This window comes from Microbispora oryzae, assembly GCF_017896165.1.
GTDB lineage: Bacteria > Actinomycetota > Actinomycetes > Streptosporangiales > Streptosporangiaceae > Microbispora > Microbispora oryzae.
On sequence record NZ_JAFCNB010000004.1, the window covers coordinates 338,764 to 363,259 of the forward strand.

Sequence of the window (24,496 nt, forward strand, 5' to 3'; positions counted from 1 at the left end):
GCGAGACGGCACTCCCAAGACGACGCGGCTGGAGAGGGCCCCCGGAACACGAAGCGCCCCGCGAGACGGTGGTCTCGCGGGGCGCGACGTCAGTGGCCGATGTGGCGGTCGCCTCCTCGGCGAGACGCACAACACGGCTCCAGCCGGACGGTATTCCGTGAAGGCGGTATTTGCGGCCCGGGGGACACAAACCACATCGGCCACGTACGACTCTAGCCCACTCCGGACGTGCTCGGGCTCGGCGCTCCGGCCCCTGTCCGATATATGCCGTTTCTAGACGCCTGCCAGGCCTCCGGCGAGTGGTCAGGCGCCGTCCGCGCCGGGCATCCGCAGGCGGTCGACGGCCTCCCGGCGGCGGCGCTCGGGACGCCTGTCGTACCGGGCGGTGGTCGCGGGGGAGGCGTGGCCGACCAGCGCCTGCGCGGTCGCGAGGTCCACGCCCGCGTCGAGGAGCTCGCCGATGAACGTGCGCCGGAAGTCGTGGGGCGTCCGGCGCGCGGCGCCCGCCGCGGCCAGACGGCGCGAGACGATGTCGGCGACCGCCTGGCCGGTCATGTGGGAGAGCCGCAGCCTGCCCGCCTTGTTGACGGGGCAGAACAGCGGCCCGGGCTCCCCGCCGCGTACGGCCAGCCACAGGTCGAGCCGCTCCACCGCCTCGACCGTCAGGTAGACGAGGCGTTCCTTGTCGCCCTTGCCGCGCACCCGCAGGGAGCGGGCGCCGGGATCGAAGTCGGCGAGGGTGAGCCCGGCCAGCTCCGCCCTGCGGCAACCCGTCGAGTAGAGCGTCGCGAGCAGTGCGCCGTCCCGCCTGCCCGCGGGGGAGTGGTCGTCGTCGCAGACGCGAAGCACCGAGACCAGCGCGCCGGACTCGACGTGCCGCCCGGCCGGCACCCGGGTGTGCTTGTACGCGGGCAGGTCGGCCGCTCGCTGGTAGTCCTCGCCCGTCATCAGCCCGAGTCGCCAGGCCTCCTTGAGCACCCGCCGCAGCGCCACGAGGTGCTTGTTCACGTGCGACGGCGACCAGCCCTGCTCGCGCATGAGAGTCCGCAACCGGACCGTGTGCTCGTAGCGGAGCAGCTCCCAGGGCTGGCCGGCGCCGGTGGCGTGCGGGTCGCCGGTGATGAGCCGGGCGATGCGGTCGAGGCAGCCGCGCATCGTCCGCCTCGACTCGGGACTGGGCAGGCCGTCCAGGTACACCTCGTACGGGTCACGTGGGGGCTGCTGGGCCGGCAGCCGCTCCGGCACCGCTGGCGCTGTCATCGGCACCGATCATAATACGAATCTACGATGTAAAGGCGCCGATGTAGGTCGCGAGATGCTCACCCGTCAACGTGGAACGAGCGGCGACGAGGTCGGCGGGGGTGCCCTCGAAGACGATCCGGCCGCCGTCGTGGCCCGCGCCGGGGCCGAGGTCGATGATCCAGTCGGCGTGCGCCATGACCGCTTGGTGGTGTTCGACGACGATGACCGACTTGCCGGAGTCGACGAGCCGGTCGAGCAGGCCGAGCAGCTGTGCCACGTCGGCGAGGTGGAGCCCGGCGGTCGGCTCGTCGAGGACGTAGACGCCGCCCTTGTCGGCCATGTGGGTGGCCAGCTTGAGCCGCTGCCGTTCACCGCCCGACAGAGTGGTGAGCGGCTGGCCGATCGTGAGGTAGCCGAGCCCGACGTCGGCGAGCCGGGCGAGGATCGCGTGGGCGGCCGGCGTGCGCGCCTCGCCGGCCCCGAAGAACTCCTCGGCCTCGGTCACCGGCATCGCGAGCACCTCGCTGATGTCGCGGCCGCCGAGGCGATGCTCCAGCACCGACGCCTGGAATCGCCTGCCCTCGCACTCCTCGCACACGGTGGCGACGCCGGCCATTATCGCCAGGTCGCTGTAGACGACGCCCGCGCCGTTACACCCGGGGCAGGCGCCCTCGGAGTTGGCGCTGAACAGGGCCGGCTTCACGCCGTTGGCCTTCGCGAACGCCTTGCGGATCGGGTCGAGCAACCCGGTGTAGGTCGCGGGGTTGCTGCGTCGTGAACCGCGGATCGCCCCCTGGTCGATCGACACCACCCCCGCGCCGGCGGGGATCGATCCGTGGACGAGTGAGCTCTTGCCGGAGCCGGCGACGCCGGTGACGACGACCAGCACGCCGAGCGGGATGTCGACGTCGACGTCGCGCAGGTTGTGCGCCGCCGCGCCGCGGATCTCCAGCGTGCCCGTGGGCGTCCGCACCTTCTCCTTGAGGGAGGCCCGGTCGCCGAGATGACGGCCGGTGACGGTGCCGCCGGCCCGCAGCCCCTCCACGGTGCCCTCGAAACAGACGGTGCCTCCCTCCGTGCCGGCGCCGGGGCCGAGGTCGACGACGTGGTCGGCGATCGCGATCGTCTCCGGTTTGTGCTCGACGACGAGCACGGTGTTGCCCTTGTCGCGCAGCCGGAGCAGCAGGTCGTTCATCCGCTGGATGTCGTGGGGGTGCAGGCCCGTGGTGGGCTCGTCGAAGACGTAGGTGACGTCGGTGAGCGCGGAGCCGAGGTGGCGGATCATCTTGACGCGCTGCGCCTCACCGCCCGACAGCGTGCCCGACGGCCGGTCGAGGGAGAGGTAGCCCAGCCCGATCTCCACGAACGAGTCGAGGGTGCGCCGCAGCGTGGCGAGCAGCGGCGCCGCCGACGGCTCGTCGAGGCCGCCGACCCATTCGGCCAGGTCGCTGATCTGCATGGCGCAGGCGTCGGCGATGTTGATCCCGGCGATGCGCGACGACAGGGCCGCCTCGCTGAGCCGGGTGCCGCCGCAGGCGGGGCAGGCGGTGAACGTGACCGCCCGGTCAACGAACGCCCGGACATGCGGCTGCAGCGACTCCCGGTCCTTGGACAGGAACGACTTCTGGATCTTCGGGATCAGCCCCTCGTACGTCAGATTGATGCCTTCGACCTTGATCTTGGTCGGCTCCTTGTAGAGCAGATCGTGCAGTTCCTTCTCGGTGAACTTCCGGATCGGCTTGTCCGGGTCGAAGAATCCGCAGCCGCGGAAGATCCGGCCGTACCAGCCGTCCATGGTGTAGCCGGGGATGGTGAGCGCCCCCTCGTTCAGCGACCGGGCGTCGTCGTAGAGGGCGGACAGGTCGAAGTCGGAGACGGAGCCCCGGCCCTCGCAGCGCGGGCACATGCCGCCGAGACGGGTGAAGGTCGCCGTCTCGGTCTTGGTCTTGCCGGCGCCGCGTTCGACCGTGATCGCGCCGCTCGCCCGCACCGAGGGGACGTTGAAGGAGAACGCGTTGGGTGAGCCGATGTGCGGCTGTCCGAGGCGGCTGAACAGGATGCGCAGCATCGCGTTGGCGTCGGTGGCGGTGCCGACCGTGGAACGGGCGTCGCCGCCCATCCGCCGCTGGTCGACGAGGATCGCGGTCGTCAGCCCTTCGAGGACGTCGACGTCGGGCCGTGTCATGGTCGGCATGAAGCCCTGCACGAAGGCGCTGTAGGTCTCGTTGATCAGCCGCTGCGACTCCGCGGCGATCGTGCCGAACACCAACGAGCTCTTGCCCGAGCCGGAGACACCGGTGAATACGGTCAGCCTGCGCTTCGGGATCTCGACGCTGACGTCCTTGAGGTTGTTCTCGCGCGCGCCGTGCACGCGGATCACACCGTGGCTGTCGACGTTCGGGACGTCCGGGCTCGTGGCCATGCTCATCCTGTCTCCATCTGTTGGGCCGAGGGCCGCCATGCCCGATTTGGTGATTTTTGACGGTCCGTTCAATCACGTTAGCCGCGCCGGGTGATCGGTGCTTCTCGATTCCTGATCGGCCTGTCCTCGGTTCCTACCGTGAACGGCGGCGTCTGGCCGTTCCACACTCCCGCCGCTCCTAATCGCCGAACACGAGCCGCGAGAAGTTCTCGGCGATGCGGCGGTGTCCTGCGGGATCAGGGTGAACCCCGTCGGGCAGCGGGAGTTCGGCGTAGTCCGTCTCGCCGTAAAGGTCTCGGCCGTCGAGGTAGTGCAGGTCCGGGTCGTCAGCCGACCGCTGTTCGACGATCCGGGCGAGCGCGTCGCGGATGACGTTGAGCGTCAGACGCCCGGCGGCACGTTCGGCTGGATCGCCAGTGGCCTTGAACCGCAGGACACCGCCGTCGAAGTCCGGCGCGAGGGGGCCGGGGGTGTCCTCCTGGACCGGGCACAGGATGGGGGACACGACCAGCAGCGGAGTGGCCGGATGCCCCTCGCGGATGGTGTCCAGGAAGCCGTGGACCGCAGGGACGAAGGCGCGCAGGCGCATCACGTCGCCGTTGACGACGTTGATGCCGATCTTGACGCTGATCAGGTCCGCGGGCGCGTCCCGCATCGCACGGGCGGTGAACGGGTCCAGCAGCGCGCTGCCGGCGAACCCCAGATTGACGAGCTCCACCCCTCCTTGGGCGGCTGCCAGTGCCGGCCAGGTGCCTGTCGGGTGGGCGGCGTTCGAGCCGTGACTGATGGAGCTGCCGTGGTGCAGCCACACCCTGCGCCCACTGTCGGGCGCCGGCTCGACCGGGGCGTCGGTGCGCAAGGCGATCAGCTCGGTGATCTCCGTGTGCGGAAGCCAGATCTCGACGTTCTTGTCACCCACGGGCAGATCGGTGAAGCGGGCGGTGCCGGCAGGCCCCTCGTGTACTTCGGCGGCCTGGGTGACCATGTCGACGATCGTGCGCACTCTGCCGCCGGGCACCGTGGCCTGGGCGGTGAGACGCCCGTCGACCAGCAGGTCGTACATGCCGTCCGGCGGGGTGGGGAAACCCGCGTAGACCCGCTTGGTGGGCAACGTGTCCAGCTCGATCGCGGTGGCCCGGGTGCGGAACGCCAGCCGCACGCCGGAGGGCTGCGCCTCGGCTACGGCCAGTTGGTCGTCGGGGATCTGCCGGCGTGCCCGAGCGGGCAGCCGATGCGGCAGCAGGCCGTGCGCGGTCGCTTCCAGATCGAGGAAACCGCGCAATATGTCCGCGGTGACGGGTGTGGTGATCCAGTCGTGCTCGGTGTTCATGCCTCAACCTGTTGATCGGTGTTTCCGGAATGGTTCGTGCAGGCGGCTATTCCATCAAATGGGTTTGATATATTGTCGAACGCATGGCGTCCTCGAGTGAGGCGGTCCCGGCGTTCGTGCGTCTGGCCGCCCACCCGCTGCGCTGGCGGTTGCTGACCGAGCTCGCCGCCGGCGACTTGCGGGTGCGGGAGCTCATGTCGCTGGTCGATGCACCCCAGAACCTGGTTTCCTATCATCTGCGGCTGTTGCGCGACGGTGGCCTGGTCGCCGTCACACGGAGCAGTTTCGACGGCCGCGACAGCTACTACCACCTGGACCTGGACCGCTGCGGACAGGCGCTGGCCGATGCCGGGGCCGCCCTGCATCCGGCACTGCGCCGCGCCGCCACGCCATCGAGGTCCCCGGACGGCCGGCGGCGGTGGCCGCGCCTGGCGGTGCTGTTCGTGTGCACGGGCAACAGCGCCCGCTCACCGATCGCCGAAGCCCTGCTACGCCATCTGACCACCGGCGATGTGATGGTGACCAGCGCCGGCAGCCGGCCCAAGGCTCATGTGCACCCCCACGCCGTGCGGGTGCTGCGGGAGCGGTACGGCATCGACATCGCCGGCCGGCAGCCCCGGCATCTGGACACGTTGCGCGGCCGCCGGTTCGATTACGTGATCACCTTGTGCGACAGGGCCCGCGAAGTCTGTCCGGAGTTCGGCGACCATGCGAGGCGGGTCCACTGGAGCATCCCCGACCCGGCCACCGCAGGCCGCGCGGAGGACAGCCATGCCGCATTCGCTCACGCCGCGGCGGACATGGACGCACGCGTCCGCCACCTGTTGCCCGTCCTCGCCCAGACCCCGGAGGCCCACGCATGACGGCACCCGACCAGTACGCCAGCGTCCGTTACCTCGTCGACGATGTCCAGGCAGCCGTCGGCTTCTACACCACCCACCTCGGCTTCACCCTCAACAGCAGCGCCGGGCCCGCGTTCGCCGACGTGATCCGTGGGCCGCTGCGCCTGCTGCTGTCGGGGCCCGCCAGTTCCGGCGCTCGCGCCACACCCGCCGACGCCGCCGTCGCGGGGCGCAACCGTATCCACCTGGTCGTCGACGACCTGGACGCCGAGATCGCCCGGCTGCGCGCCGCAGGACTGCCGTCGTTCCGCAGTGATGTGGTCACCGGCCCCGGCGGGCGGCAGATCCTGCTCGCCGATCCCGCCGGCAACCTGGTCGAACTGTTCCAACCCGCCTGACGCGACGCCCGAGGCGGGATGGCGTGCGGCCGGCCGGGCCGAGGAAGCCGCGTCGCGGCAACACCGTGGTAGCCGGGCGAAGCATTTACTCAGCCGGCGGCGTGCGGGCCGTCCATGCGGGGGAGTGTCCCGACGACACGCTGTGCGCGTGGACAAGCGTCGGGACCGGGCGAAAACGGGGATGTCGTGGACGATCGCAACTCACCGGCGGTGCGCCGCCGTGACCTCCTGGGCCTGTCTTCCGCCGCCCTGGCGGGCGCGGTGAGCGTCACGGCCTACCGCGGCCTGCCCGGCGCCCCGGCTCTCGCGGCCACACCCGGCCCGCAGGCGGCGCCCCATGAGCAGGAGGCGGAGGTGACCCCGCCGGAAGACCTGATGCGTGAGCACGGCGTGCTGAAGCGGATCCTGCTGGTCTACCGTGAGGGCATCCGCCGGGTCGAGGGCGGGGGCAGCGCACCCGCCCAGCCGCTGAACGCCGCCGCCCGCATCATCCGCGACTTCATCGAGGACTACCACGAGCATCTGGAAGAGCAGTACGTCTTCCCCCGCCTGCGCGAGGCCGGCAAGCTCACCGACACCGTCTCGGTCCTCCAGCTGCAACACCGCAGAGGGCGGGCGCTGACCGGCCGCATCCTCGCCGCCACCGGGCGCTCCGGCGCCTCAGGCACCCACGCCCGCCGTTCACTGGTCGCCGACATGGCCGCGTTCATCCGCATGTACGAACCCCACGAAGCCCGCGAGGACACCGTCGTGTTCCCCGCCTTCCGCGAGGTCGTGCCCGCCAAGGAGTTCCTTGAGCTGGCCGAACGTTTCGAGGACGAAGAACACCGCCGCTTCGGCCGGCGCGGCTTCGAGGGCATCGTCGACCAGGTCGCCGACATCGAGAAGACCCTCGGCATCTACGACCTGTCCCAGTTCACGCCCGCCAGATGACCAGCCGGGCCGTACCGGCCCGCGAGGAGGATCCGTCGCGTGCCGCGTCAGCAGAAGGCTGTGGACGCCTGCACGTCGTCGAGCGCTTGTCGCGCGATCTCGCCGAAGTCCTCGCCGGCGGTCGTCTGGCTCCAGCGTTCGTAGGCGATCGTGGAGGCGAGGGCGCCGAGCTCCGCGGCCACGCGAGCGGTCAGCTCGGGAACGCCGCGCCGTTTGAGCGCGTCGACCATTGATGCGATGAGGGCGAGGTTCTTCAGCGCCTCGCGTTCCCGCAGTTCGGGGTTGGCGGCGATCACCGCCTGTCTGCGGGCGATGAATTCGCGGCGTTCGGACGTGAAGACTTGTCTGCCCGCCGCGTCCAGCGCGTGAGCGACCGCCTCTAGCGGGCCGGCGGTCGCCGGGGCTGCGGCTGTCGCCTCGGCGAGCAGTTCGTTCACCGTGCCGCGGCCGAAGAGGACTTCCCTCTTGTCTTGGAAGTGCCGGAAGAAGGTGGTCTTCGCCAGCCCCGCGCGCTGTGCGATGTCGATCACGGTCGTGTTCTCGTAGCCCCGCTCGGCGAACAGGTCGAGGGCGGCGTTAGCGAGCCGTTCTGGTGCGTTCGGTTCCCAGCGAGCCATGAACACAGTGTACGGGACTTGGTTCCGTCACTCGTGTTACGGTGATGGAACCAAGTCCCGTCACTTGCTCTGCGAGGAGTGCGTCAATGAGTCGAGCTGTGATCTACGAAGCGTTCGGAGGCCCCGAAGTGCTGGAGCTGCGGGAGGTTCCCGAGCCGCACGCCGGCCCTGGTGAGGTCCGCGTGCGCGTGACGGCCGCCGGGTTGAACCCGATGGACTGGGGCATCGCCTCGCGGCCGGAGGCGGCGGCGCGGTTCGGCATCGCCGTGCCGGCCGGCTTCGGGTCCGACCTCGCCGGAGTGATCGACGAGGTAGGTGACGGTGTCACGGGCTTCGCCGTGGGCGACCGTGTCTTCGGCGGCGCCCTGGGCAGGGCGGTCGCCGATTTCGTGGTGATCAAGCCGCCCGCCGATTCGCTGTGGCATACACCGGAGGGAATCGGCGATGAGGTGGCGAGCACGCTTCCGGTGGCCGGCCTGACTGCCGCCGCCGCCCTAACGGCGATCGGCCCGCGGCCCGGCGACACCGTCCTGATCGGGGGAGCCGCCGGTGGCGTGGGGGTGTTCGCCGGGCTGGCGGACCGGGTCCGGGCGCTGGCGCCCGGCGGGGTGACCGCCGCGACCGACCTGTTCGGCACGGAGACGGCCGAGACCGCGCTGGCGCTCGGCGTGGCGCCCGAGCGGATCTCCACGGTCGCCGCGGGCCCCAACCCTCCCGGCGGCGTACGCGCCACCGGCGCCGTCGACGCGGTGCCGGACGCCCTGAGGCAGATCACCGACGCGATCCTCGCCGGCGAGCTCACCGTCCCCATCGCCGCTGCCTTCCCGGTCGAGAAGATCCGCGACGCCGTGACGCTGCAGGCCGGACGCCACGTCCACGGCAAGGTCGTGGTCACGCTGTGACCGCGCCGCAAAGACCTCATGTGGAAGCGATGAAGGGATGACGACGATGCAGCGGATCCAGTATCACCAGTACGGCGGGCCGGAAGTCATGCGGCTCGAAGACTTCGAGCCGGCGCCGCTCGGCGCCGACGAGGTCCTTGTCCGTGTGCGCGCGGCCGCGGCCAACCCGATGGACTTCGGCATCCGCGCCGGCCGCATGAAGCACGTGACCGGCCGGCGCTTCCCGCGCGCGATGGGTTATGACTTCGCGGGCGTCGTCGAGGCAGTCGGCGACCACGTCACCCGGTTACACGTGGGTGACGAAGTGCTCGGCGGGACGACGATCAAGTCCGCGGGCGCGTTCGCCGACGTGGTGGTCGCTCAGGAGAAGGGCGTCGTCAACAAGCCAGGGAACCTCTCGTTCGAGGACGCCGCCGCTATCCCGACGGTCGGGATCACCGCCCTGCAGGCCCTGATCACGAAGGGAAGGCTGCAGCCGGGCCAGGCCGTGTTCGTTCACAGCTGCCTCGGCGGAGTCGGCCGCTCCGCCGTGCAGATCGCCCTCGCACACCAGGCCACGGTCGCAGGTAGCTGCCGCGACAACGCCAGGTCCGAAGCACGCGACCTCGGTATCGACCCGGTCGTCGACTTCGGCTTCGACCCCGTCTCGCTCAGAAGGCGGTTCGACCTCGTCCTCGTCGCCGCCGGCACGCTCCCGGTCAAAGCCGCGCGGACGATGCTCAAGCCCGGCGGCCGCGTCATCAGCGTCCTTCCCACCCCGTCGAACCTCGCAAGGAGTGTCCTGCCCGGGCCGTTCCACGCCATGATCGCGCGACCGGTCACGAAAGACCTCGAAGAGGTCGCCCGAGCCGCGGGCCAGGGAACGCTGCGGCTACCGATCGCCCGCACCGTCCCGCTCTCGCAAGCCATCCCGGCGCTCACCGAACTCGAACGGAACGGCACGGCCAAGCGGGGCAAGCTGATCATCACGCCAGGATGACCCTCCACGAGGCGCTGGTGACCACCGCGCCGGTGTGACGCCCCGGCGGCCTAGGCTGACCGCATGACTGATGCAGCGGGACGGGTTGAGCCGTCCGGGGTGTGGGCCGGGTGAGGGCGATCGAGACGGCACGCGAGCAACCGCTGTTCCGGGACCCGCTGGCGCTGGCCTTCGCCACGGCGGGCGGGATCGACCCCGGGACGCCGCCGTCCCCGCACGCGGACGAGGCGGCGCGGCGCCGCTGGCTCGGGGTGGCCTTCTCGATCGTCATCCGGACGAAGTTCCTGGACGACCTGCTGGACCAGGCGGTCGCGTCCGGCGTCCGGCAGGTCGTGCTGCTCGGAGCCGGGATGGACAGCAGGGCCTTCCGGATGGACTGGCCTGCGGGGACCCGGCTGTTCGAGATCGACACGGCCGAACCGCTGGGCTTCAAGGCCTCGGTGCTGCGTCAGGAGCGGGCCGTTCCGCGCTGCGAGCGGATCACCGTCCCGGTCGACCTGCGCGAGGACTGGCCCGGCGCCCTGGCCGCGGCCGGGCACGATCCGGCGCAGCCGACGGTGTGGATCGCCGAGGGACTACTGGTCTATCTGCCCGAGGACGCGGTGCAGTCGCTGCTCGAACAGGTCGGCGCGCTGTCCGCCGCAGGCAGCAGGATGGGCCTGACACTGGCCTCGCGCGGTGTGGTCGAACGCTTCCGCGCGGACGCCGCTCCGGCATCGCCGGCGTCGATGTGGGTCTCGGAGATGCCGGAGGACCCGGTCGGCTGGCTGGACGGCCTCGGCTGGGAGGCGGAGACCTTCACCCTGCGTGAGCGCGCCGAGGCCTACGGGCGTCCGGTGCTCAACCCGTCGCAACAGGACGAGGGCGCCGGCGGACTGGTCTCGGCGGTCCGCGCGGCGCACTGAGCACGACGAAGGCGTGCCCCCGCCGGCGCCAAGGTCGTGCCTGAAGTCTCGTAGGTGTGGTCGACCAGTGCGACGACGTACCCGACGACTCGAACGGTTCACCATGATCGGCGCGAAGATCACCCGATAAACGGCGATTTGCGTTAGAGCGCGCTCGAAGTCCTAGCGTCACATCCATGACGACACAGACATGGGTCATCACCGGCGCATCCCGCGGACTCGGGCGCGCACTGGCCGAGGCCGCCCTCGCGGCGGGCGACAACGTCGTGGCCGCGGTGCGCACCCCCGGCAGCGTCGCCGACCTGGTGGACGCGCACCCCGGCGCCTTCCTGGCCGCCCCCTTCGACGCCCGCGACGTCGCCGCGGCGCCCGCCCTCGTGCAGGCCGCGATCGACCGGTTCGACCAGGTCGACGTGCTGGTCAACAACGCGGGACGGGCCGTGGTCGGAGCGGTCGAGGAGGTCGGCGACGAGCAGTTGCGCGAGCTGATGGACCTGCACCTGTTCGGTCCCGCCGCCCTCGTGCGGGCGGTGCTGCCCGGCATGCGCACCCGCGGCTCCGGCACCATCGTGCAGATGAGCAGCCAGGGCGGGCGTATGTCCTTCCCCGGCGTGTCGGCCTACTCGGCGTCGAAGTTCGCCCTGGAAGGCTGGTCGGAGGCGCTGGCCGGAGAGGTCGCACCGTTCGGCGTCCGCGTGATGATCGTCGAGCCGAGCCGGTTCCGCACCGGCTTCAACGGCGCCGACGTGCTGGAGTTCGCCGAGCCGTCGGAGACCTACCGCCAGGTGCTGGCCGCCGTGCGCGCCGACATGGCCGGCACCGACGGCCGCCAGGAAGGCGACCCGGCGCGGGCGGCCGAGATCATCGTCTCGCTCGTGCACGGCGAGGAGGTGCCGCTGCGGCTGCCGCTCGGGCGCGAGGCGGTCGAGCGCATCTCCGGCGTCTACCGGCGTGGCCTGGCCGAGACCGCCCGCTGGGCCGAGGTCGCCCAAGCTGCGGACTTCGCCGACGCGCCCGCCTCGGTCCGGCCCGTCTAGGCTGGCGGTCATGGCCACTGACGACCTGATGTCCAAGGTCCTCGAAGCGCTCGGCGACGCCCAGCCCACGGTGGAGGCGATCCACGACCTCACCGACCTGGCCGAGGTGCCGTCGTCGATGACGATCGCCGAGGTCGCCGACCGGCTCGCCCTCTCGGCGCACACGCTGCGCTACTACGAGCGGGCCGGGCTGGTCACCGTGGCCAGGGACAGCCAGGGTCACCGGGTCTACGACGCCGACGCGGTACGACGGCTGGTGTTCCTGACCCGGATGCGGCTGTCGGGGATGTCCATGCGCGAGCTGCAGCACTACATCGAGCTGGTCGACGCGGGCGAGCGCACGGTGCCCGAGCGGATGGCCATGCTGGCCGAGCACCGCGACACGATCGTGCGGCGGCTGCGCGAGCTGACGTTGTCGCTGGCGGCCGTCGACTACAAGATCACCACGTACGGCGGGGCAACCGGCTCCGACGTCGAGCGCCGCCCTTCGCGCGACGCCGCCGCCTAACCGCCCTGCTCCGGCGGCGTGCTTTCGTGATCAGATGTGGGGCTGGGTGTGCCGGGCCATTCCGTCGTTGTTCCAACCCGCACCCCCTGAGGATCATTCAATTAATTGATTGACTACTATGTGCTGCATGCCTTCATCAAAGGAGTGGCGGTCGAACGAGCGCGGGCAGGCGGCGGAGGGGACGCGGGAGCGCATCCTCGCCGCAGCCGTCGCCGAGTTCGGGGCCAAGGGCTACTCGGGGGCCCGGACGGCGGGCATCGCTGTGCGGGCCGGCGTCAACCAGCAGCTCATCTCCTACTACTTCGGTGGCAAGCAGGGGCTGCTCGACGAGCTCCGGCGCCGGTGGCAGGAGGTGCAGGCGGAGATCGTCCCGCCTGGGGCCTCGTTCGCCGAGTCCCTCGGCGCGTATCTCGACGCGACGCTTGACCGGCCCGACTGGGCCGGGCTCGTGGTCTGGCAGGCGCTGGGCGATTGCCCGTACGCCGACGCCGAAGAGGGCAAGCGACAGGCAGGGCGGCAGCGGGAAGCGATGGCGGCGGCGGTGGACGAGGCCCGCCGGCGGCAAGTGGACGGCGAGATCCGCGCCGGGCTCGACCCCGCGTTCGCGCTCCTGGCAGCCTACGCGATCATCTTCGCGCCCGTCACGATGCCGCAGTTCGTCCGGGACATCCTCGGCAGCGACCCACTGTCGTCCGAGACCCGGCAGGTCCTGCGCACCCAACTCATCAAGCTGCTCACTGAGGATTAGGGGGGCCCCGCACGATGGTCACGGTTGTTTTCGGTGCCCGGGGGAACGTTGGCCGCCATGTCGCCGCAGGTCTGGCCGCGTCGGGTGTGCCGGTCCGGTTGACGAGCAGGACGCCGGACGCCTCCCACGTGGCGGCGGATCTGGATGTGCCGGAAACGTTGCCCGCCGCGCTGGAGGGCGCGTCGCAGGTCTTTCTCTACGCCAAACCCGCGGGCATCGACGGGTTCGTGGCGGCCGCCCGTTCGGCCGGGGTGCGGCACGTGGTGCTGTTGTCGTCTGGGGCGGTCGTGCAGCCCGGCGCCGACCGCAATCCGATCGCACGGGACCATCGGGTCGTGGAGTCGGCCCTGGAGGAGTCCGGGCTGTCCTGGACCTTCATCCGGCCGGGGATGTTCGCGACCAACACCCGATGGTGGTGGACGCGGGCGATCAAGGGTGGGGAAGCCGTGCGGCTGCCGTACCCGGAGGCGCTGACGGCTCCCGTCAGCGAGCTGGACATGGCCGGACTCGCGGTGACGGCGCTGACCGAGCGGGGGCACGGACGACAGGCGTACACGTTGTACGGGCCGCAGGCGCTCACCCTGCGCGAGCAGGTCGGGTACATCGGCGCAGCCATCGGCAGGCAGATCCCGATCGAGGCGGTCACACCCGAACAAGCGCGGGCCGACCTGGGCAGGACGATGCCCGCGATGGGTGTGGAGGCGATCATGCGCGCGTGGGCGGCGGGCGCCGAGATCGTCCCCGAGACCTCCGCCATCGTCGAAAAGCTCACCGGGCGGCCTGCTCAGATGTTCGCGGAATGGGCGAGAGACCACGCCGACGACTTCCGTCCCTGACGACCCGGGTTGCCTTCCACCCCGCTGTACGCCCTTGCCCTCCTGTCGGCAGTCAGGGGTTGAGGTGGAAGGTGGTACCGGGCAGGCCTGGACCTACCGCTGAACGCTCGTGGCGTCAGGCCGCGCCCTGGTCGTCGAGATCGAGGTCGAGGTGGTTGGTCATGTCCAGCTCCAGCCGCCCGTACAGGTGCAGGTGGGTCCAGAACAGGGCCGACAGCCCGCGCCGATCCTCCTCGGTGAGCCTGTCCCGCCAGGCGGGATCACGCAGCACGATCTGGATCAAGTGGGTATTGAGGTAGGCGATCGTAGCCTGGACCAGGTGGAGGGCCAGCGCGGATACCTCGACGTGCTCGCGGTCGTCGCCGGTCAGGTCACCGGCCTTGCCGTAGAAGATGTCCTCGTCGGCGAGATAGTCGCAAATGAAGATCGTCCTTACGACGCGGCCCAGCTCTTCGATGGCCTGGTAGGTGGGGTGCTTGGGGCCGCCGCGGGTGAAGCGCCGCAGCATCTGGTGCGCCTCGGCAGTCTTGAGCCGCAGCGCGGTGGCGTACTTGACCATCTGGTCGTAGTTGTTGGCGATCAGGTCCCAGTCGATGGTCTTGTTCGACAGCACCTCCTCCAGTGCCGGCCAGGCCTCGTCCTCACCGATCCCGGGCCGATACAACCGCGCTGACCCGATGTTCTTCAACCTGGGCAGCTCCCCGGCCGTGGCCTGCGTGCGGGCCTGGTGCTGCGTGTGGAGTTGCTCGGCTGGTCGCTGGTGCTGCTACTGGCCTCGGCGGTGGCTTTCGCATTGCTGACGCTGTGGAGCACGGCGGCGGGGCTGGTCCTGATGGGGGTCGGACTGCCGGTGACTCTGCTGGCGACGGTGCTGGTGCGCTGGTTCGCCGATCGGCACCGTGAGTGGGCGGGGCAGTGGATGGGCGAGCCGGTTGCCCGCCCCTACCTGCCGATCCCGGCGGGGAACTGGCTGACCCGCCTGCGGGCGGTCCTCAGGGACCCGGCGACCTGGCGGGACTGGGCCTGGCTGGTGGTCGACTCGGTGGCCGGGTGGTTCACCGCCGGCGGTTCGTTCCTGATCTTCGCGGCCGGGGTGTTCTACCTGCTTTATCCGCTGGTGTTCGCCTTGACCCCGGCACAGGTGTTCCGAACCCCGTTCGGCCCGCATCTCCACCTGCAGACCGTCACCGAATCGTTCGTCATGGTCCCGCTCGGCCTGATTCTCCTCGTCCTCTGGTACGTCAGCGCGGTGCCGTTGGCGAGGCTGAACGCGTTGGTGATCCGCTCGTTGCTGGCCCCGACCGAACAGGCCCGGTTGCGGGCGCGGGTAGCGCAGTTGGCGGTCTCGCGGGCGGAGACCGTCGACACCCAGGCCAGTGAGCTGCGCCGAATCGAACGGGATCTGCATGACGGCGCCCAGGCCCGCCTGGCATCGCTGGGGATGAGCCTGGGGCTGGCTGAGCAGATGCTGGCGGAGGACCCGCAGGCGGTGGCCGGTCTGCTGGCCGAGGCTCGGGAATCGACCTCGACTGCACTGGTGGAACTGCGGGACCTCGTACGGGGTATCCATCCGCCGGTGCTGGCCGATCGGGGCCTGGACGGGGCGGTCCAGGCGCTGGCCCTGAGCAACCCGGTGCCGACGGCGGTCAGCATCCGCATTCCCGGGCGACTGCCGGCCGCGGTGGAGTCGGCGGCGTACTTCGCGGTCGCCGAGGCCCTGGCCAACGCGATCAAACACGCGAACGCGCAGCGCATTTCGATCCGCCTGGAGTACACCGATGACGGCGGAGGGCTGCTGAGTATGGTCGTCAGTGACGACGGCCGCGGCGGGGCCTCATTCGAGGGCGGTGCCGGATTGCGGGGAATCGAACGGCGTCTGAGCGCGTTCGACGGGACCGTGAGCATCGACAGTCCGGTCGGCGGACCTACCGACGTGAGGATGTCTGTGCCATGCGTGTTGTCGTAGCCGAGGACCTGGCTCTGCTGCGCGACGGGCTGATCCGGATCTTCCAAGCCTACGGGTTCGAGGTCGTCGAGGCGGTGGACAACGGCCCGTCCCTGGTGCGCGCACTGGACAGGCACCGCCCGGACGTATCCGTGATCGACGTGCGGCTGCCCCCGACGTTCACCGATGAGGGACTGCACGCCGCGATCGACGCCCGCGCGCGGATCCCGGGCCTTCCGGTGCTGATACTCTCGCAGTACGTGGAGCAGCTCTACGCCCGCGAGCTGATGTCCGACCGGGCCGGGGCGGTCGGCTACCTGCTGAAAGACCGGGTCTCGGACGTCGGGCAGTTCATCGACACGGTGCGCCGGGTCGCCGCCGGCGCGACGATCATGGACCCCGACGTGGTCGCGTCCCTGCTGGCCCGGCACCAGGACGATGAACCGCTGCAGGCGCTGACCCAGCGCGAGCGGGAGGTTCTGTCGCTGATGGCCGAAGGCCGCTCCAATGCCGCCATCGCCGCCCGCATGTTCGTGACGCAGAAGGCTGTGAGTAAGTACAGCAACAACGTCTTCGCCAAGCTCGGGCTGCAGCAGGCCAAGGAGGACAACCGGCGGGTCCTGGCTGTCCTGGCCTACCTGCAAGCCTGAACTCGTTCTCAAGGACCGCTCAGTGGACGAGCCGTGACCGAGACCAGCGTGTCGGCTGCGGGTGTCAGGTGCTGGTGCGGAGGCGGTTGTGTTCGCCGTTGTGGTCGAGGATGCACAGGATCTCGGCCGGTCCGCGGTCGCAGCGGATGGCGTGCGGGGTCATGGTGGAGAACGACGGCAGTGATACAAGGTCTGCATGACTGAGCATCTCTACTTCTCCACCCTGCTGCGGATGATTGACGAGCGGTCCGCCGCGTTCCGCGCCACCGTCGCCGCGGCCCCCAGCCTCGACGCCGACGTCCCATCCTGCCCGGGCTGGACGTTGTACGACCTGGCGAACCACCTCAGTGAGGGGGACCGCTTCTGGGCCTACATCGTGCTGAACACCGCGCCCGGCGACGAGCGGCCGAGCAAGGACGGGCTGGCGGCGCCCATGGAGCGCAAGGCCCTCATAACCTGGCTGGCCGACTCGACGGAGCAGCTGCTTACTGCTCTGCGCGAGGCCGGCCCGGACCGGGGCTGCTGGGCCTGGTGGGAGCCGCTGGCCTCGCCGCACACGGTGGCCGCCGTGGCCCGCCGCCGCGTCCCAGAGTCGCTGATCCACACCTACGACGCCCAGCTGGCCTCCGGTACCCCGCAGGAGCTGCCGACGACCGAGGCGGGCGACGCCATCGAGGAGTTCCTCGCCACCGTCTGCACCGGCACGATCCCGTGGCCGGGCGAGCCCGCCACCATGGACTACCACGCAGCCGAGGCTGGCTCCTGGCGCCAGACGGTGGACGCCGCCGGTTCCCGCTTCACCCGCCTCACCGCGGCGGAGGCCGCCGAGAGCAAGCCCACCGCCGCCATCTACGGCACGGCGAGCGAGATGGCCCTGCTCATGTACAAGCGCATCCCGGCCGGCTCGCTGCGGATGGAGGGCGACGCCGACCTGCTCCAGCAGCTGCAGGACTGGGACTAAGACCGACCAGCAAATGGATCACTTGAGGCGTCGGGTGGTGGGGCGGCCGTCCCAGCGGTAGCGGGGTCGCGCGGCGGATGAGCATACGCAGCGTGACGATCGCTGCGGACAGATAGAGGTAGAAGTCCACGCCGCGGCTGCGCTTCTCGGTACAGCGCCGCAACTTGCCGAAGCCGTTCACTTCGGTGGCCACCGAACGCTTCAGGCCCTGTTTGCCTCGGTCCACCGGGGAACGGCCGGGAGCGTGCACGCCGACGGCACCCATCCCTGGTCAATGGCAATGCCCTGTGTCATGCCTCGACGGTAAGCCTGTACCCAGGTACGGAATGCAACCCATGCGTCTGATGATCGGCTACACCTGTGACACCCTGGAGTTCACCCGGCTGCCGCTGCGCATCGCCGAAGGCGATCTCGCCGGCGCCGCCGTGGACCGCACCTGGCCGGGCCCGATCAGCGGGTGAGCCCCAACACGGAGCCCGGCCGCGACCAAAGAGAGCAGGCATGACCGGATCACAGGGATGGGACCTGCTCATCGGCATCGCGGCCGCGCTGCTGGCCACCTGGCTCCTCCTGATCGCCGCACTGGCCGTCGCCCGCCCCCGCGGCGGCCTGCTCCGCGAGGCGCTGCGGCTGCTGCCCGACACGTTGCGCCTGGTGCGCCGTCTGGCCGCCGATCCCGGCCTGCCCCGCGGCGTCCGTGTCCGGCTCGCGCTGCTGCTGGCCTACCTGGCCTTCCCCATCGACCTGGTGCCCGACGTCATCCCCGTGCTGGGCTACGCCGACGACGCCATCATCGTCACCGTGGTCCTGCGCTCGGTGGTCCGCCGTGCCGGCCTGGACGCTGTGCGCCGGCACTGGCCCGGCACCGACGACGGCTTCGGCGCCCTGGCCCGCCTGACCGGCCTGACCCCGCCCGCGCCGCACGGCAGCACGGCCGAGTGATCGGCATCAGCCGGCTCTTCTTCCGCATCGGTTGCCGGGCTCAGTCTCCCCGGCGGCGTCCCTGATCTCGTCCAGCAGTACCTGGAGGTCGCCCTCGGTGGTGTCCGGGTGCAGGATGCAGGCCCGCAGGACGGCGGAGCCGGACAGGCGGGTGCCGGTGAGGAAGGCCCGCCCCCGTCGCTGGACGGCGGCGGGGATGGCACGGTTCAGCGCCTCGACGGCACCGTCGTCGAGGGACGCGGGCCGATAGCGGAACGCGACCACCGAGGTGACCGCAGGCGCGAGCAGGTCGAAGTCGGCCGCGGAGTCGATCATGTCGGCCAGGGTCGCGGCCAGCCCGGTGGTGGCGCGTACCAGCCGGGTGACGCCGTCCCGCCCGAGATGGGCGATCGTGGCCCACACCCGCAAGGCGCGGAACGGACGGGTCTGCTCCGGGCCGTACTCGGAGAACCAGCCGAGATCGTCCGAGTCGTCCTCCAGGTAGGCGGGAACGAGGCTGAAGGTGCCGCGCGGCCCGGCCGGATCGCGGAACAGGACGCATCCGCAGTCGACCGGCACACCGAGCCACTTGTGCGGGTCGATGACGAGAGAGTCGGCTCGCTCCAGGCCGGTGAAAGCGGGACGGGCCCGCTCCGCGAGGACCCCGAGCGCGCCATAGGCCCCGTCGATGTGAAACCACATCCCGTGTGCCTCGGCGATGTCGGCGACCTCGTTCAGCGGGTCGACGGCGCCGGTGTTCACCGTGCCCGCGCTGGCGGCGATGAGGAACGGCCGCACGCCCGCGTCGAGATCCGCGCTGATCAGGCGGCGCAGCTCGCCGGGGTCGAGCCGGAAGGCGCGGTCGACGGGAACGGTGCGCGTGTACTGCCCGCCGAGACCCAGGAGCTCGACCGCCTTGCGCAGGCAGCTGTGTCCCTCGGCCGGTAGATACACGGCGAGCGGAGCGGACCCGTAGAGGCCGGTCGCGCGGACGTTCAGGCCCTGCCGGTGTACGGCCCGCTGCCGGGCGGTCGCCAGGGCGATGACGGTGGCCATGGACGCTCCGCTGGTGAGCAGCCCCGCGCCGGGCGGGTGGGGGAAGCCCACCAGCTCGGCGAGCCATCGTACGGCCGTGCGCTCCAGCAGGGCACCGGCGTGGTCGCCGCCGGCGCAGCTGGGATTGAGGGCGGCCGACGGCGCGGCGACCAGGACCCCGGCGGGGGAGGGCGGGGAGTTGACCCAGCCGAAGAACCGGGGATGCCCGTTGCCCATCGGGTGGGGCAGCACGCGTTCGCGCACGTCGTCGAGCAGCTCCCGCAGCGGGCGACCGGTGAGGGGGAGCGGCTGGCCGGTCAGCCACTCCCGGTCGGGCTCGGGAACCGGCTGCCAGACCGGGCCGCGGGGGACGGCGTTCAGGTGGTCGGCCGCGATGTCGGCGGCGAACCGCAGAGCGTCGTTCAGGTCACTCATGTCGATCTCCGTGCCCCGGATTGTGACATCGTAATAAATCTACATTGTAAAGGCGCCGGCTGAGGTCAGGATCCTCAAGATCGACAAATTCTACGTCCACTGGGAGACCGAACCTCGGCGCATCGCCTGGATGCGTCCGTGGGAGCTATCGCAGTTGGTCGCGGCGGCGTGTCAGAGAGGCGGTCTCGGCGGTGTTGCCCGCCAGGTCGATGGCCTTGTCGTAGGCCGCGCGCGACTCCCGGCCGCGGCCCAGCCTGCGCAGCAGGTCGGCGCGGGTGGCGTGGTAGGCGTGATAGCGGGCCAACCTGGGCTCGAGACGGTCGACGGCCGCCAGTGCCACCTCCGGGCCGTCGAGCTCGGCGACTGCGATGGCCCGGTTGAGGGCGATGATCGGCGAGGGGTCGAGGCGGACGAGCTGGTCGTAGAGGGCGAGGACCTGCGACCAGTCGGTGTCGCGCATGTCGCGGGCGGAGGTGTGCACGGCGTTGATCGCCGCGAGGATCTGGTAGCGACCCGGGGCCACGCCGGCGGCGGCAGCGGCGAGGCGCTCGCGCACCAGCCGGTGGCCCTCGGCGATCAGCGCCGCGTCCCAGGTCCCACGGTCTTGTTGGTCGAGAGAGACCAGTTCGCCGCCGGCCGAGATCCGGGCGGGGCGGCGGGCCTCGATGAGGAGCATCAGCGCCAGCAGCCCGGCCACCTCACCGTCGTCGGGCAGGAGGGCACGGATCAGGCGGGTGAGCCGGATCGCCTCGGCGGTCAGCTCGGGCCGTAGGGGATCGGTGCCGGGGCTGGTGGCCAGGTAGCCCTCGTTGAAGACGAGGTAGAGGACGGCGAGGACGCCGGAGACGCGTGCCGGGAGATCCTCGGCGGACGGCACGCGATAGGGGATGCGGGCCGCCTTGATCTTGGCCTTCGCGCGGGTGATCCGCTGCCCCATGGCGCTCTCGGCCACCAGGAAGGCGCGGGCGATCTCGGGCATGGTCAGGCCGGCGACCATGCGCAGCGTCAGCGCCACGCGGGTCTCCATCGCCAGCGCCGGGTGACAGCACGTGAAGATCAGCCGGAGCCGGTCGTCGTCGATGACGCCGAGAGGCTCGGGCGGGTCGTCGTAGGACATCTGAGCCTTCCTGTGCTTGTCGTCGCGCTTGTTCTCGCGCCGGATCCGGTCGATGGCCTGGCGGTTGGCGGTGGTGGTCAGCCAGGCGCCCGGGTTGGGGGGCACGCCGTCGGCCGGCCACCGCTGGACGGCGGTGGCGAACGCCTCGGCGGCCGCCTCCTCGGCGATGTCGAGGTCACCGAAGCGCCTGGTCAGGGAGGCGACCACCCGTGCCCATTCCTCATGGTGCGCCTGGGTGATCGCCTCACGGACGTCGATCCTGGTCACAGGAACGGCCGCACCTCGACTTTCCGGTTGCAATGCTTCGACCCCTCGGCGGCGAGCTTGAGCGCCACGTCGAGGTCGGGGGCCTCGATGATCCAGAAGCCGGCGAGGTACTCCTTGGACTCCAGGAAGGGTCCGTCGGTGAGCATCGCGTCCTCGCCCCGGTTGTCGATGACGGTCGCCGCGCTGGGCGAGGCGAGGCCGCCGGCGAAGACCCAGTGGCCCTCGGCCTGGAGCCGCTCGTTGAACACGTCGATCGCGGCGTCCTCCTCCGGGGTGGCGAGGCCGGCCTGGTCGTGGATCACGGAGATCAGGTACTGCATCTGAGGATCGTCTCCTGTGGTGTCAGGACAGTGTGGTGTGCCGGTCGGGTGCTCAAGCCTGCGCGTACCGCGGGCGCCCGGCCGGCCGGTACATCTGGATCGTCACGCCTTTGGAGTCGATTCGCGACTCGACCAGGTCGAGCGCATGATCCAGGCCGGCGTCCGGGAACAGTCGCGCGCCCTGGCCGAGAATCACCGGGATCACGATCAGAGTCATCTCGTCGACCAGTTCGTTCTCCAGCAGCCACCGGGTCAGGGTGCCGCTGCCGTGGACCTGCAGCTCACCCCCCGGCTTGGCCTTCAGGTCCGCGATGGCGGTCGCAAGGTCGTCGGACAGGACGGTGGTGCCGGACCACGCAGGGTCGGCGAGTGTGGTCGATGCCACGTATTTGGGCCGTGTGTTCAACGCCCGCATGACGGGCTCCCAGCCAGGGACATCCTGGACCGTGCAGGACCCCCACGAGTCGGCGAACAGCTCGTAGGTCCGGCGCCCGAGGAGGAAGGCGTCGGCGCGCTGGTAGGTCTGGTTGATGAACGCGTGGGTCTCGTTGTCGCCCTTGCCCAGGGCCCATCCGCCGCGCTCGAATCCGTTCCTGCGGTCCTCGTCCGACGCGCCGCCGTTTCCCTGCATCACTCCATCGATGGTGATCTGGGTCATGGTCGTCAGCTTCATGATCGGGGTTCCTTGTCTTGGCGCCGCCCCTTGTGGGCGGCCTCACCCCTGCTACGAACACCACCGCTCCGATCCGACACCGCTTCCTGGATTTCTTTGAAGAACTTTCCAGGACGCCGGTCGTCCGCGCCCAAACCCAGCACGTCAACACGGCCTGAGCAGGAGTGATGTGGGGGAGGGGCTACCCAGTGGGCGGCGAGAAGGGCAAGGGGAACACCCACTCCTTGCCACTACCAAGCTATAGCGCATGGGGGGGCTTGCCACAAGACCCCGGTCGTGCCGCACAATCGCCCTTCGACAGCGGGACGTACGGAGACTGGGGGGCCGCGGAATGCGCGTTGTGTTGGTGACCTACGGGTCGCGCGGGGACGTCGAGCCGATGACGGGGCTGGCGGTGCGGCTACAGGCGCTCGGCGCCGAGGTGCGGGTGTGCGCGCCGCCGGACTTCGCGGAGCTGCTGGACGATGCCGGTGTGCCGCTGACTCCCGTGGGCTGGCCGATCCGCGCGCTGGCGACGGGGGCGATCCCCGGTAAGGCGAAGGTGACTCTGTCCGACATCGCCGCCGAGTTGACCGCCATGGCGTACGAGGCGGTCGCCGGGGCGGCGGAGGGTTGCGACGCGGTGGTGGCCACCGGTTCGTTCCCGGCCGTGGCGGGTACGCGGGCGGCGGCCGAGAGGCTGGGCGTGCCCTATGTGTTCACGACTTTCTCTCCGTGTTATCTGCCGTCGCCCCATCACCCGCCTGTCCGGCGGCCGGGTCAGGTGATTCCTCCTGAGGTGACCGGCAACCGGGCGCTGTGGGACCTGCACGCCGAGAACATGGAGGACATGTTCGGCGAGACGATCAACGTCCACCGGGCGTCGATCGGCCTGCCGCCGGTGAGCGGTGTCCGCGACTACGTCTTCACCGGCCGCCCGTTCCTGGCGGCCGATCCGGTCCTGGGTCCGTGGCGGGAGACGCCGGAGCTCGACGTGACGCAGACCGGCGCGTGGATCAGGCCGGATGAGCGCCCGCTGCCGGCCGGTCTGGAGGCGTTCCTGGCGGCCGGTGCGGAGCCGGTGTACGTGGGCTTCGGCAGCATGCCGATGCGGGGGGCGAGCGCGCAGGAGGTCTCCCGGGCCGTCATCGAGGCGGTCCGGGCGTGGGGCCGTCGTGTCCTGCTCGGGAGCGGCTGGGCCGACCTGGCCCTGATCGACGGCAGGGACGACTGCTTTCTCGTCGGCGAGGTCAACCAGCAGGCGCTGTTCCGCCGGGTGGCCGCGGTCGTGCATCACGGCGGCGCGGGCACCACGACGGCGGCGGCCCGTGCCGGGGCGCCGCAGGTGATCGTGCCGCAGGTCGCGGATCAGCCGTACTGGGCGGGCCGGGTGACCGAGCTGGGCATCGGCACGGGACACGACGGTCCCACGCCGACCGCCGAGTCCCTGTCGGCCGCGCTCGCGATCGCCCTGGCACCCGAGACCGGTGCCCGTGCGGCCGCCGTGGCCGAGACGGTCCGGACCGATGGGGCGGATCTGGCCGCGAAGCTGCTGCTCGACTTGATCGGCCGGGGCGGGCCGGCGGTGTCCGAGGGCTGATCCTGGCGTCTCAGGTGTGTGCGGGGTTCATCTCCCAGGGCGCCTGGGGGAGGATGTCGCCGGTCTCGAGCAGCGACTTGAGGTTCGCCAGGACGGCCGGCCATCCGTGTGAGACGCCGTCGAACATCGCCTGGTTGGCGAGGTTCTCATGGGTCACGGTGAGGCGGACGATGTCCTGGTGGGGTTCGACCAGGAAGGTGACGACCGACGGTTCCCTGGGCGTTTCGGTGTCGGGGCTGTCTTCGAAGGTGATGACCAGGCGGGTGGGAGGTTCGGTCTCGATCACGTGACCGACGACGTCGACGGCGCCTGATCCGTCGGTGCGCCGGTGTTCCCAGGTGGAGCCCGGCTGCCAGTCGGAGACGTTGGCGTGTCCCCAGTAGCGTGCCGTCAGGTCGGCGTCGGTCAGGGCCTTCCACACCTGGTCGGCGTTGGCGCGGATGTAGGTGACGTAGACGTAGGTCGGTACGGTCGTGGGTTCGTCGCTCATGGCGTACTCCTCTGCCTGGTTCTTGATGGCGGTGATCGCGTCGAGGCGGGGCCGGTCGAATCCTGAGATCCAGCGCTGCTCGATCTCGTGGATGGGCACCGGGTTGAGGTAGTGAAGCCGCTCCCGTCCGCGCCGTACGACGGTGACGAGGTGGGCCCGCTCGAGGATGTCGAGGTGCTGGGTGGCCGATTGGCGTGCCATGTTGAGGTGTTCGCACAGCTCGCGCAGCGTCTGACCGTTGTGTTGGCGCAGGCGGTCGAGCAGCAGCCGCCGGGTCGGGTCGGCCAGCGCCTTGAAGACCAGGTCCATCTGGGTCGCTTCGGGCTTCACCCGCCAAATTATGCAGGCGTTTGCCTGCATAATTCAAGTCGGGGCCGTTACCGAGGGGGGCGGCGCCGGCGTTG

27 protein-coding genes and 1 pseudogene are annotated in these 24,496 nt (G+C 70.5%); 16 read left to right on the plus strand and 12 right to left on the minus strand.

What is annotated here, in order from left to right:
* Positions 1-303 precede the first annotated feature (303 nt).
* The 3 genes from JOL79_RS10220 to JOL79_RS10230 form a co-directional block, all read right to left on the minus strand.
* Entirely contained in the window at positions 304-1,260 is a 957-nt protein-coding gene (locus tag JOL79_RS10220; RefSeq protein WP_210155476.1) for a tyrosine-type recombinase/integrase, read from the minus strand.
* A 22-nt stretch (positions 1,261-1,282) separates the two neighbouring features.
* Entirely contained in the window at positions 1,283-3,670 is a 2,388-nt protein-coding gene (locus tag JOL79_RS10225; protein ID WP_210155477.1) for an ATP-binding cassette domain-containing protein, read from the minus strand.
* Between the two features lie 172 nt (positions 3,671-3,842).
* The gene (locus tag JOL79_RS10230) at positions 3,843-4,994 is read right to left on the minus strand and encodes a GDSL-type esterase/lipase family protein (RefSeq protein WP_210155478.1); all 1,152 of its coding nucleotides are present in this window, start codon (positions 4,992-4,994) and stop codon (positions 3,843-3,845) included.
* An 83-nt stretch (positions 4,995-5,077) separates the two neighbouring features.
* On the opposite strand from JOL79_RS10230, the gene JOL79_RS10235 reads away from it, so the two are divergent.
* The 3 genes from JOL79_RS10235 to JOL79_RS10245 all read left to right on the plus strand — a co-directional run bounded on the left by JOL79_RS10235 (position 5,078) and on the right by JOL79_RS10245 (position 7,167).
* Positions 5,078-5,857 carry an arsenate reductase/protein-tyrosine-phosphatase family protein gene (locus JOL79_RS10235; RefSeq protein ID WP_210155479.1) on the plus strand — a complete coding sequence of 260 codons (780 nt, stop codon included), beginning with the start codon at positions 5,078-5,080 and terminating at the stop codon, positions 5,855-5,857.
* Positions 5,854-6,234 carry a VOC family protein gene (locus JOL79_RS10240; protein ID WP_210155480.1) on the plus strand — a complete coding sequence of 127 codons (381 nt, stop codon included), beginning with the start codon at positions 5,854-5,856 and terminating at the stop codon, positions 6,232-6,234. Before JOL79_RS10235 ends, JOL79_RS10240 begins: the two co-directional genes overlap by 4 nt.
* A gap of 186 nt (positions 6,235-6,420) precedes the next feature.
* Positions 6,421-7,167 (plus strand): hemerythrin domain-containing protein, encoded by a 747-nt coding sequence (locus JOL79_RS10245; RefSeq protein ID WP_307848462.1) that lies wholly within the window; start codon positions 6,421-6,423, stop codon positions 7,165-7,167.
* A 47-nt stretch (positions 7,168-7,214) separates the two neighbouring features.
* On the opposite strand, the gene JOL79_RS10250 is transcribed toward JOL79_RS10245, so the two are convergent.
* Positions 7,215-7,784 carry a TetR/AcrR family transcriptional regulator gene (locus tag JOL79_RS10250; protein WP_210155482.1) on the minus strand — a complete coding sequence of 190 codons (570 nt, stop codon included), beginning with the start codon at positions 7,782-7,784 and terminating at the stop codon, positions 7,215-7,217.
* Positions 7,785-7,870: 86 nt separating this feature from the next.
* Here JOL79_RS10250 and JOL79_RS10255 point away from each other — a divergent pair, with 86 nt between their 5' ends.
* From JOL79_RS10255 to JOL79_RS10285, 7 genes are all read left to right on the plus strand, one after another.
* Positions 7,871-8,686: an alcohol dehydrogenase catalytic domain-containing protein gene (locus JOL79_RS10255; RefSeq protein ID WP_210155483.1), complete on the plus strand. Its 816-nt coding sequence runs from the start codon at positions 7,871-7,873 to the stop codon at positions 8,684-8,686.
* A gap of 37 nt (positions 8,687-8,723) precedes the next feature.
* Positions 8,724-9,665 (plus strand): NADP-dependent oxidoreductase, encoded by a 942-nt coding sequence (locus JOL79_RS10260; protein WP_210155484.1) that lies wholly within the window; start codon positions 8,724-8,726, stop codon positions 9,663-9,665.
* 110 nt (positions 9,666-9,775) lie between these two features.
* Positions 9,776-10,570 carry a class I SAM-dependent methyltransferase gene (locus JOL79_RS10265; RefSeq protein WP_210155485.1) on the plus strand — a complete coding sequence of 265 codons (795 nt, stop codon included), beginning with the start codon at positions 9,776-9,778 and terminating at the stop codon, positions 10,568-10,570.
* Positions 10,571-10,746: 176 nt separating this feature from the next.
* Positions 10,747-11,607 (plus strand): SDR family NAD(P)-dependent oxidoreductase, encoded by an 861-nt coding sequence (locus JOL79_RS10270; RefSeq protein WP_210155486.1) that lies wholly within the window; start codon positions 10,747-10,749, stop codon positions 11,605-11,607.
* Between the two features lie 10 nt (positions 11,608-11,617).
* Positions 11,618-12,115: a MerR family transcriptional regulator gene (locus JOL79_RS10275; RefSeq protein ID WP_210155487.1), complete on the plus strand. Its 498-nt coding sequence runs from the start codon at positions 11,618-11,620 to the stop codon at positions 12,113-12,115.
* Between the two features lie 127 nt (positions 12,116-12,242).
* Positions 12,243-12,863, plus strand: coding sequence for a TetR/AcrR family transcriptional regulator (locus JOL79_RS10280; RefSeq protein WP_230984533.1), 621 nt, complete (start codon positions 12,243-12,245; stop codon positions 12,861-12,863).
* Between the two features lie 14 nt (positions 12,864-12,877).
* Positions 12,878-13,699, plus strand: a complete 822-nt coding sequence (locus JOL79_RS10285; RefSeq protein WP_210155489.1) for an NAD(P)H-binding protein — start codon at positions 12,878-12,880, stop codon at positions 13,697-13,699.
* A gap of 115 nt (positions 13,700-13,814) precedes the next feature.
* On the opposite strand, the gene JOL79_RS10290 is transcribed toward JOL79_RS10285, so the two are convergent.
* Positions 13,815-14,387, minus strand: a complete 573-nt coding sequence (locus tag JOL79_RS10290; RefSeq protein WP_210155490.1) for a Tn3 family transposase — start codon at positions 14,385-14,387, stop codon at positions 13,815-13,817.
* A 48-nt stretch (positions 14,388-14,435) separates the two neighbouring features.
* Between JOL79_RS10290 and JOL79_RS10295 the strand changes: the two genes are divergently transcribed.
* Together JOL79_RS10295 and JOL79_RS10300 are read left to right on the plus strand one after the other, a co-directional pair.
* Entirely contained in the window at positions 14,436-15,665 is a 1,230-nt protein-coding gene (locus JOL79_RS10295) for a sensor histidine kinase (protein ID WP_307848463.1), read from the plus strand.
* Positions 15,650-16,294, plus strand: a complete 645-nt coding sequence (locus JOL79_RS10300; RefSeq protein ID WP_210155491.1) for a response regulator — start codon at positions 15,650-15,652, stop codon at positions 16,292-16,294. Before JOL79_RS10295 ends, JOL79_RS10300 begins: the two co-directional genes overlap by 16 nt.
* A 64-nt stretch (positions 16,295-16,358) precedes the next feature.
* Here JOL79_RS10300 and JOL79_RS10305 read toward each other — a convergent pair whose 3' ends face one another.
* Positions 16,359-16,502: a hypothetical protein gene (locus JOL79_RS10305; protein WP_210155492.1), complete on the minus strand. Its 144-nt coding sequence runs from the start codon at positions 16,500-16,502 to the stop codon at positions 16,359-16,361.
* Here JOL79_RS10305 and JOL79_RS10310 point away from each other — a divergent pair.
* Complete coding sequence (locus JOL79_RS10310; protein ID WP_210155493.1) at positions 16,491-17,255, plus strand: maleylpyruvate isomerase family mycothiol-dependent enzyme; 765 nt, start codon at positions 16,491-16,493, stop codon at positions 17,253-17,255. The two genes, JOL79_RS10305 and JOL79_RS10310, sit on opposite strands and share 12 nt — an antisense overlap.
* 18 nt (positions 17,256-17,273) lie before the next feature.
* Here JOL79_RS10310 and JOL79_RS10315 read toward each other — a convergent pair.
* Positions 17,274-17,436: pseudogene (locus JOL79_RS10315) on the minus strand (IS5/IS1182 family transposase); the annotation flags it as partial.
* A gap of 154 nt (positions 17,437-17,590) precedes the next feature.
* On the opposite strand from JOL79_RS10315, the gene JOL79_RS34955 reads away from it, so the two are divergent.
* Together JOL79_RS34955 and JOL79_RS10320 are read left to right on the plus strand one after the other, a co-directional pair.
* A complete protein-coding gene (locus JOL79_RS34955) occupies positions 17,591-17,716 on the plus strand; it encodes a hypothetical protein (RefSeq protein ID WP_269143769.1) in 126 nt (41 codons plus the stop codon).
* A gap of 40 nt (positions 17,717-17,756) precedes the next feature.
* A complete protein-coding gene (locus tag JOL79_RS10320; RefSeq protein WP_210155494.1) occupies positions 17,757-18,197 on the plus strand; it encodes a YkvA family protein in 441 nt (146 codons plus the stop codon).
* A 6-nt stretch (positions 18,198-18,203) separates the two neighbouring features.
* On the opposite strand, the gene JOL79_RS10325 is transcribed toward JOL79_RS10320, so the two are convergent.
* From JOL79_RS10325 to JOL79_RS10340, 4 genes are all read right to left on the minus strand, one after another.
* On the minus strand, positions 18,204-19,646 hold the full coding sequence (locus tag JOL79_RS10325) for a pyridoxal phosphate-dependent decarboxylase family protein (RefSeq protein ID WP_210155495.1): 1,443 nt from the start codon (positions 19,644-19,646) through the stop codon (positions 18,204-18,206).
* A 145-nt stretch (positions 19,647-19,791) separates the two neighbouring features.
* A complete protein-coding gene (locus JOL79_RS10330; RefSeq protein ID WP_307848464.1) occupies positions 19,792-21,030 on the minus strand; it encodes an RNA polymerase sigma factor in 1,239 nt (412 codons plus the stop codon).
* The gene (locus JOL79_RS10335; protein WP_210155496.1) at positions 21,027-21,350 is read right to left on the minus strand and encodes a YciI family protein; all 324 of its coding nucleotides are present in this window, start codon (positions 21,348-21,350) and stop codon (positions 21,027-21,029) included. The genes JOL79_RS10330 and JOL79_RS10335 overlap by 4 nt, the downstream gene beginning before the upstream one ends.
* A 52-nt stretch (positions 21,351-21,402) precedes the next feature.
* Complete coding sequence (locus JOL79_RS10340; RefSeq protein ID WP_210155497.1) at positions 21,403-22,023, minus strand: dihydrofolate reductase family protein; 621 nt, start codon at positions 22,021-22,023, stop codon at positions 21,403-21,405.
* Between the two features lie 331 nt (positions 22,024-22,354).
* On the opposite strand from JOL79_RS10340, the gene JOL79_RS10345 reads away from it, so the two are divergent.
* Positions 22,355-23,602, plus strand: a complete 1,248-nt coding sequence (locus tag JOL79_RS10345; RefSeq protein WP_210155498.1) for a glycosyltransferase — start codon at positions 22,355-22,357, stop codon at positions 23,600-23,602.
* Between the two features lie 10 nt (positions 23,603-23,612).
* Here the strand turns inward: JOL79_RS10345 and JOL79_RS10350 are convergent, their stop codons facing one another.
* Positions 23,613-24,422, minus strand: a complete 810-nt coding sequence (locus tag JOL79_RS10350; protein WP_307848466.1) for an ArsR/SmtB family transcription factor — start codon at positions 24,420-24,422, stop codon at positions 23,613-23,615.
* Positions 24,423-24,496 lie beyond the last annotated feature (74 nt).

What these genes read in the sequence shown, in the direction of transcription:
- JOL79_RS10285 (WP_210155489.1), top strand. Translation starts at nt 12,878, where the DNA reads ATGGTCACGGTTGTTTTCGGTGCCCGGGGGAACGTTGGCCGCCATGTC.
- JOL79_RS10325 (WP_210155495.1), bottom strand. Translation starts at nt 19,646, where the DNA reads ATGAGTGACCTGAACGACGCTCTGCGGTTCGCCGCCGACATCGCGGCC.
- JOL79_RS10335 (WP_210155496.1), bottom strand. Translation starts at nt 21,350, where the DNA reads ATGCAGTACCTGATCTCCGTGATCCACGACCAGGCCGGCCTCGCCACC.
- JOL79_RS10255 (WP_210155483.1), top strand. Translation starts at nt 7,871, where the DNA reads ATGAGTCGAGCTGTGATCTACGAAGCGTTCGGAGGCCCCGAAGTGCTG.
- JOL79_RS34955 (WP_269143769.1), top strand. Translation starts at nt 17,591, where the DNA reads ATGCGTCTGATGATCGGCTACACCTGTGACACCCTGGAGTTCACCCGG.
- JOL79_RS10270 (WP_210155486.1), top strand. Translation starts at nt 10,747, where the DNA reads ATGACGACACAGACATGGGTCATCACCGGCGCATCCCGCGGACTCGGG.
- JOL79_RS10305 (WP_210155492.1), bottom strand. Translation starts at nt 16,502, where the DNA reads ATGCTCAGTCATGCAGACCTTGTATCACTGCCGTCGTTCTCCACCATG.
- JOL79_RS10310 (WP_210155493.1), top strand. Translation starts at nt 16,491, where the DNA reads ATGACTGAGCATCTCTACTTCTCCACCCTGCTGCGGATGATTGACGAG.
- JOL79_RS10235 (WP_210155479.1), top strand. Translation starts at nt 5,078, where the DNA reads ATGGCGTCCTCGAGTGAGGCGGTCCCGGCGTTCGTGCGTCTGGCCGCC.
- JOL79_RS10225 (WP_210155477.1), bottom strand. Translation starts at nt 3,670, where the DNA reads ATGAGCATGGCCACGAGCCCGGACGTCCCGAACGTCGACAGCCACGGT.
- JOL79_RS10340 (WP_210155497.1), bottom strand. Translation starts at nt 22,023, where the DNA reads ATGAAGCTGACGACCATGACCCAGATCACCATCGATGGAGTGATGCAG.
- JOL79_RS10220 (WP_210155476.1), bottom strand. Translation starts at nt 1,260, where the DNA reads ATGACAGCGCCAGCGGTGCCGGAGCGGCTGCCGGCCCAGCAGCCCCCA.
- JOL79_RS10345 (WP_210155498.1), top strand. Translation starts at nt 22,355, where the DNA reads ATGCGCGTTGTGTTGGTGACCTACGGGTCGCGCGGGGACGTCGAGCCG.
- JOL79_RS10240 (WP_210155480.1), top strand. Translation starts at nt 5,854, where the DNA reads ATGACGGCACCCGACCAGTACGCCAGCGTCCGTTACCTCGTCGACGAT.
- JOL79_RS10300 (WP_210155491.1), top strand. Translation starts at nt 15,650, where the DNA reads ATGCGTGTTGTCGTAGCCGAGGACCTGGCTCTGCTGCGCGACGGGCTG.
- JOL79_RS10230 (WP_210155478.1), bottom strand. Translation starts at nt 4,994, where the DNA reads ATGAACACCGAGCACGACTGGATCACCACACCCGTCACCGCGGACATA.
- JOL79_RS10280 (WP_230984533.1), top strand. Translation starts at nt 12,243, where the DNA reads ATGCCTTCATCAAAGGAGTGGCGGTCGAACGAGCGCGGGCAGGCGGCG.
- JOL79_RS10320 (WP_210155494.1), top strand. Translation starts at nt 17,757, where the DNA reads ATGACCGGATCACAGGGATGGGACCTGCTCATCGGCATCGCGGCCGCG.
- JOL79_RS10260 (WP_210155484.1), top strand. Translation starts at nt 8,724, where the DNA reads ATGACGACGATGCAGCGGATCCAGTATCACCAGTACGGCGGGCCGGAA.
- JOL79_RS10250 (WP_210155482.1), bottom strand. Translation starts at nt 7,784, where the DNA reads ATGGCTCGCTGGGAACCGAACGCACCAGAACGGCTCGCTAACGCCGCC.
- JOL79_RS10275 (WP_210155487.1), top strand. Translation starts at nt 11,618, where the DNA reads ATGGCCACTGACGACCTGATGTCCAAGGTCCTCGAAGCGCTCGGCGAC.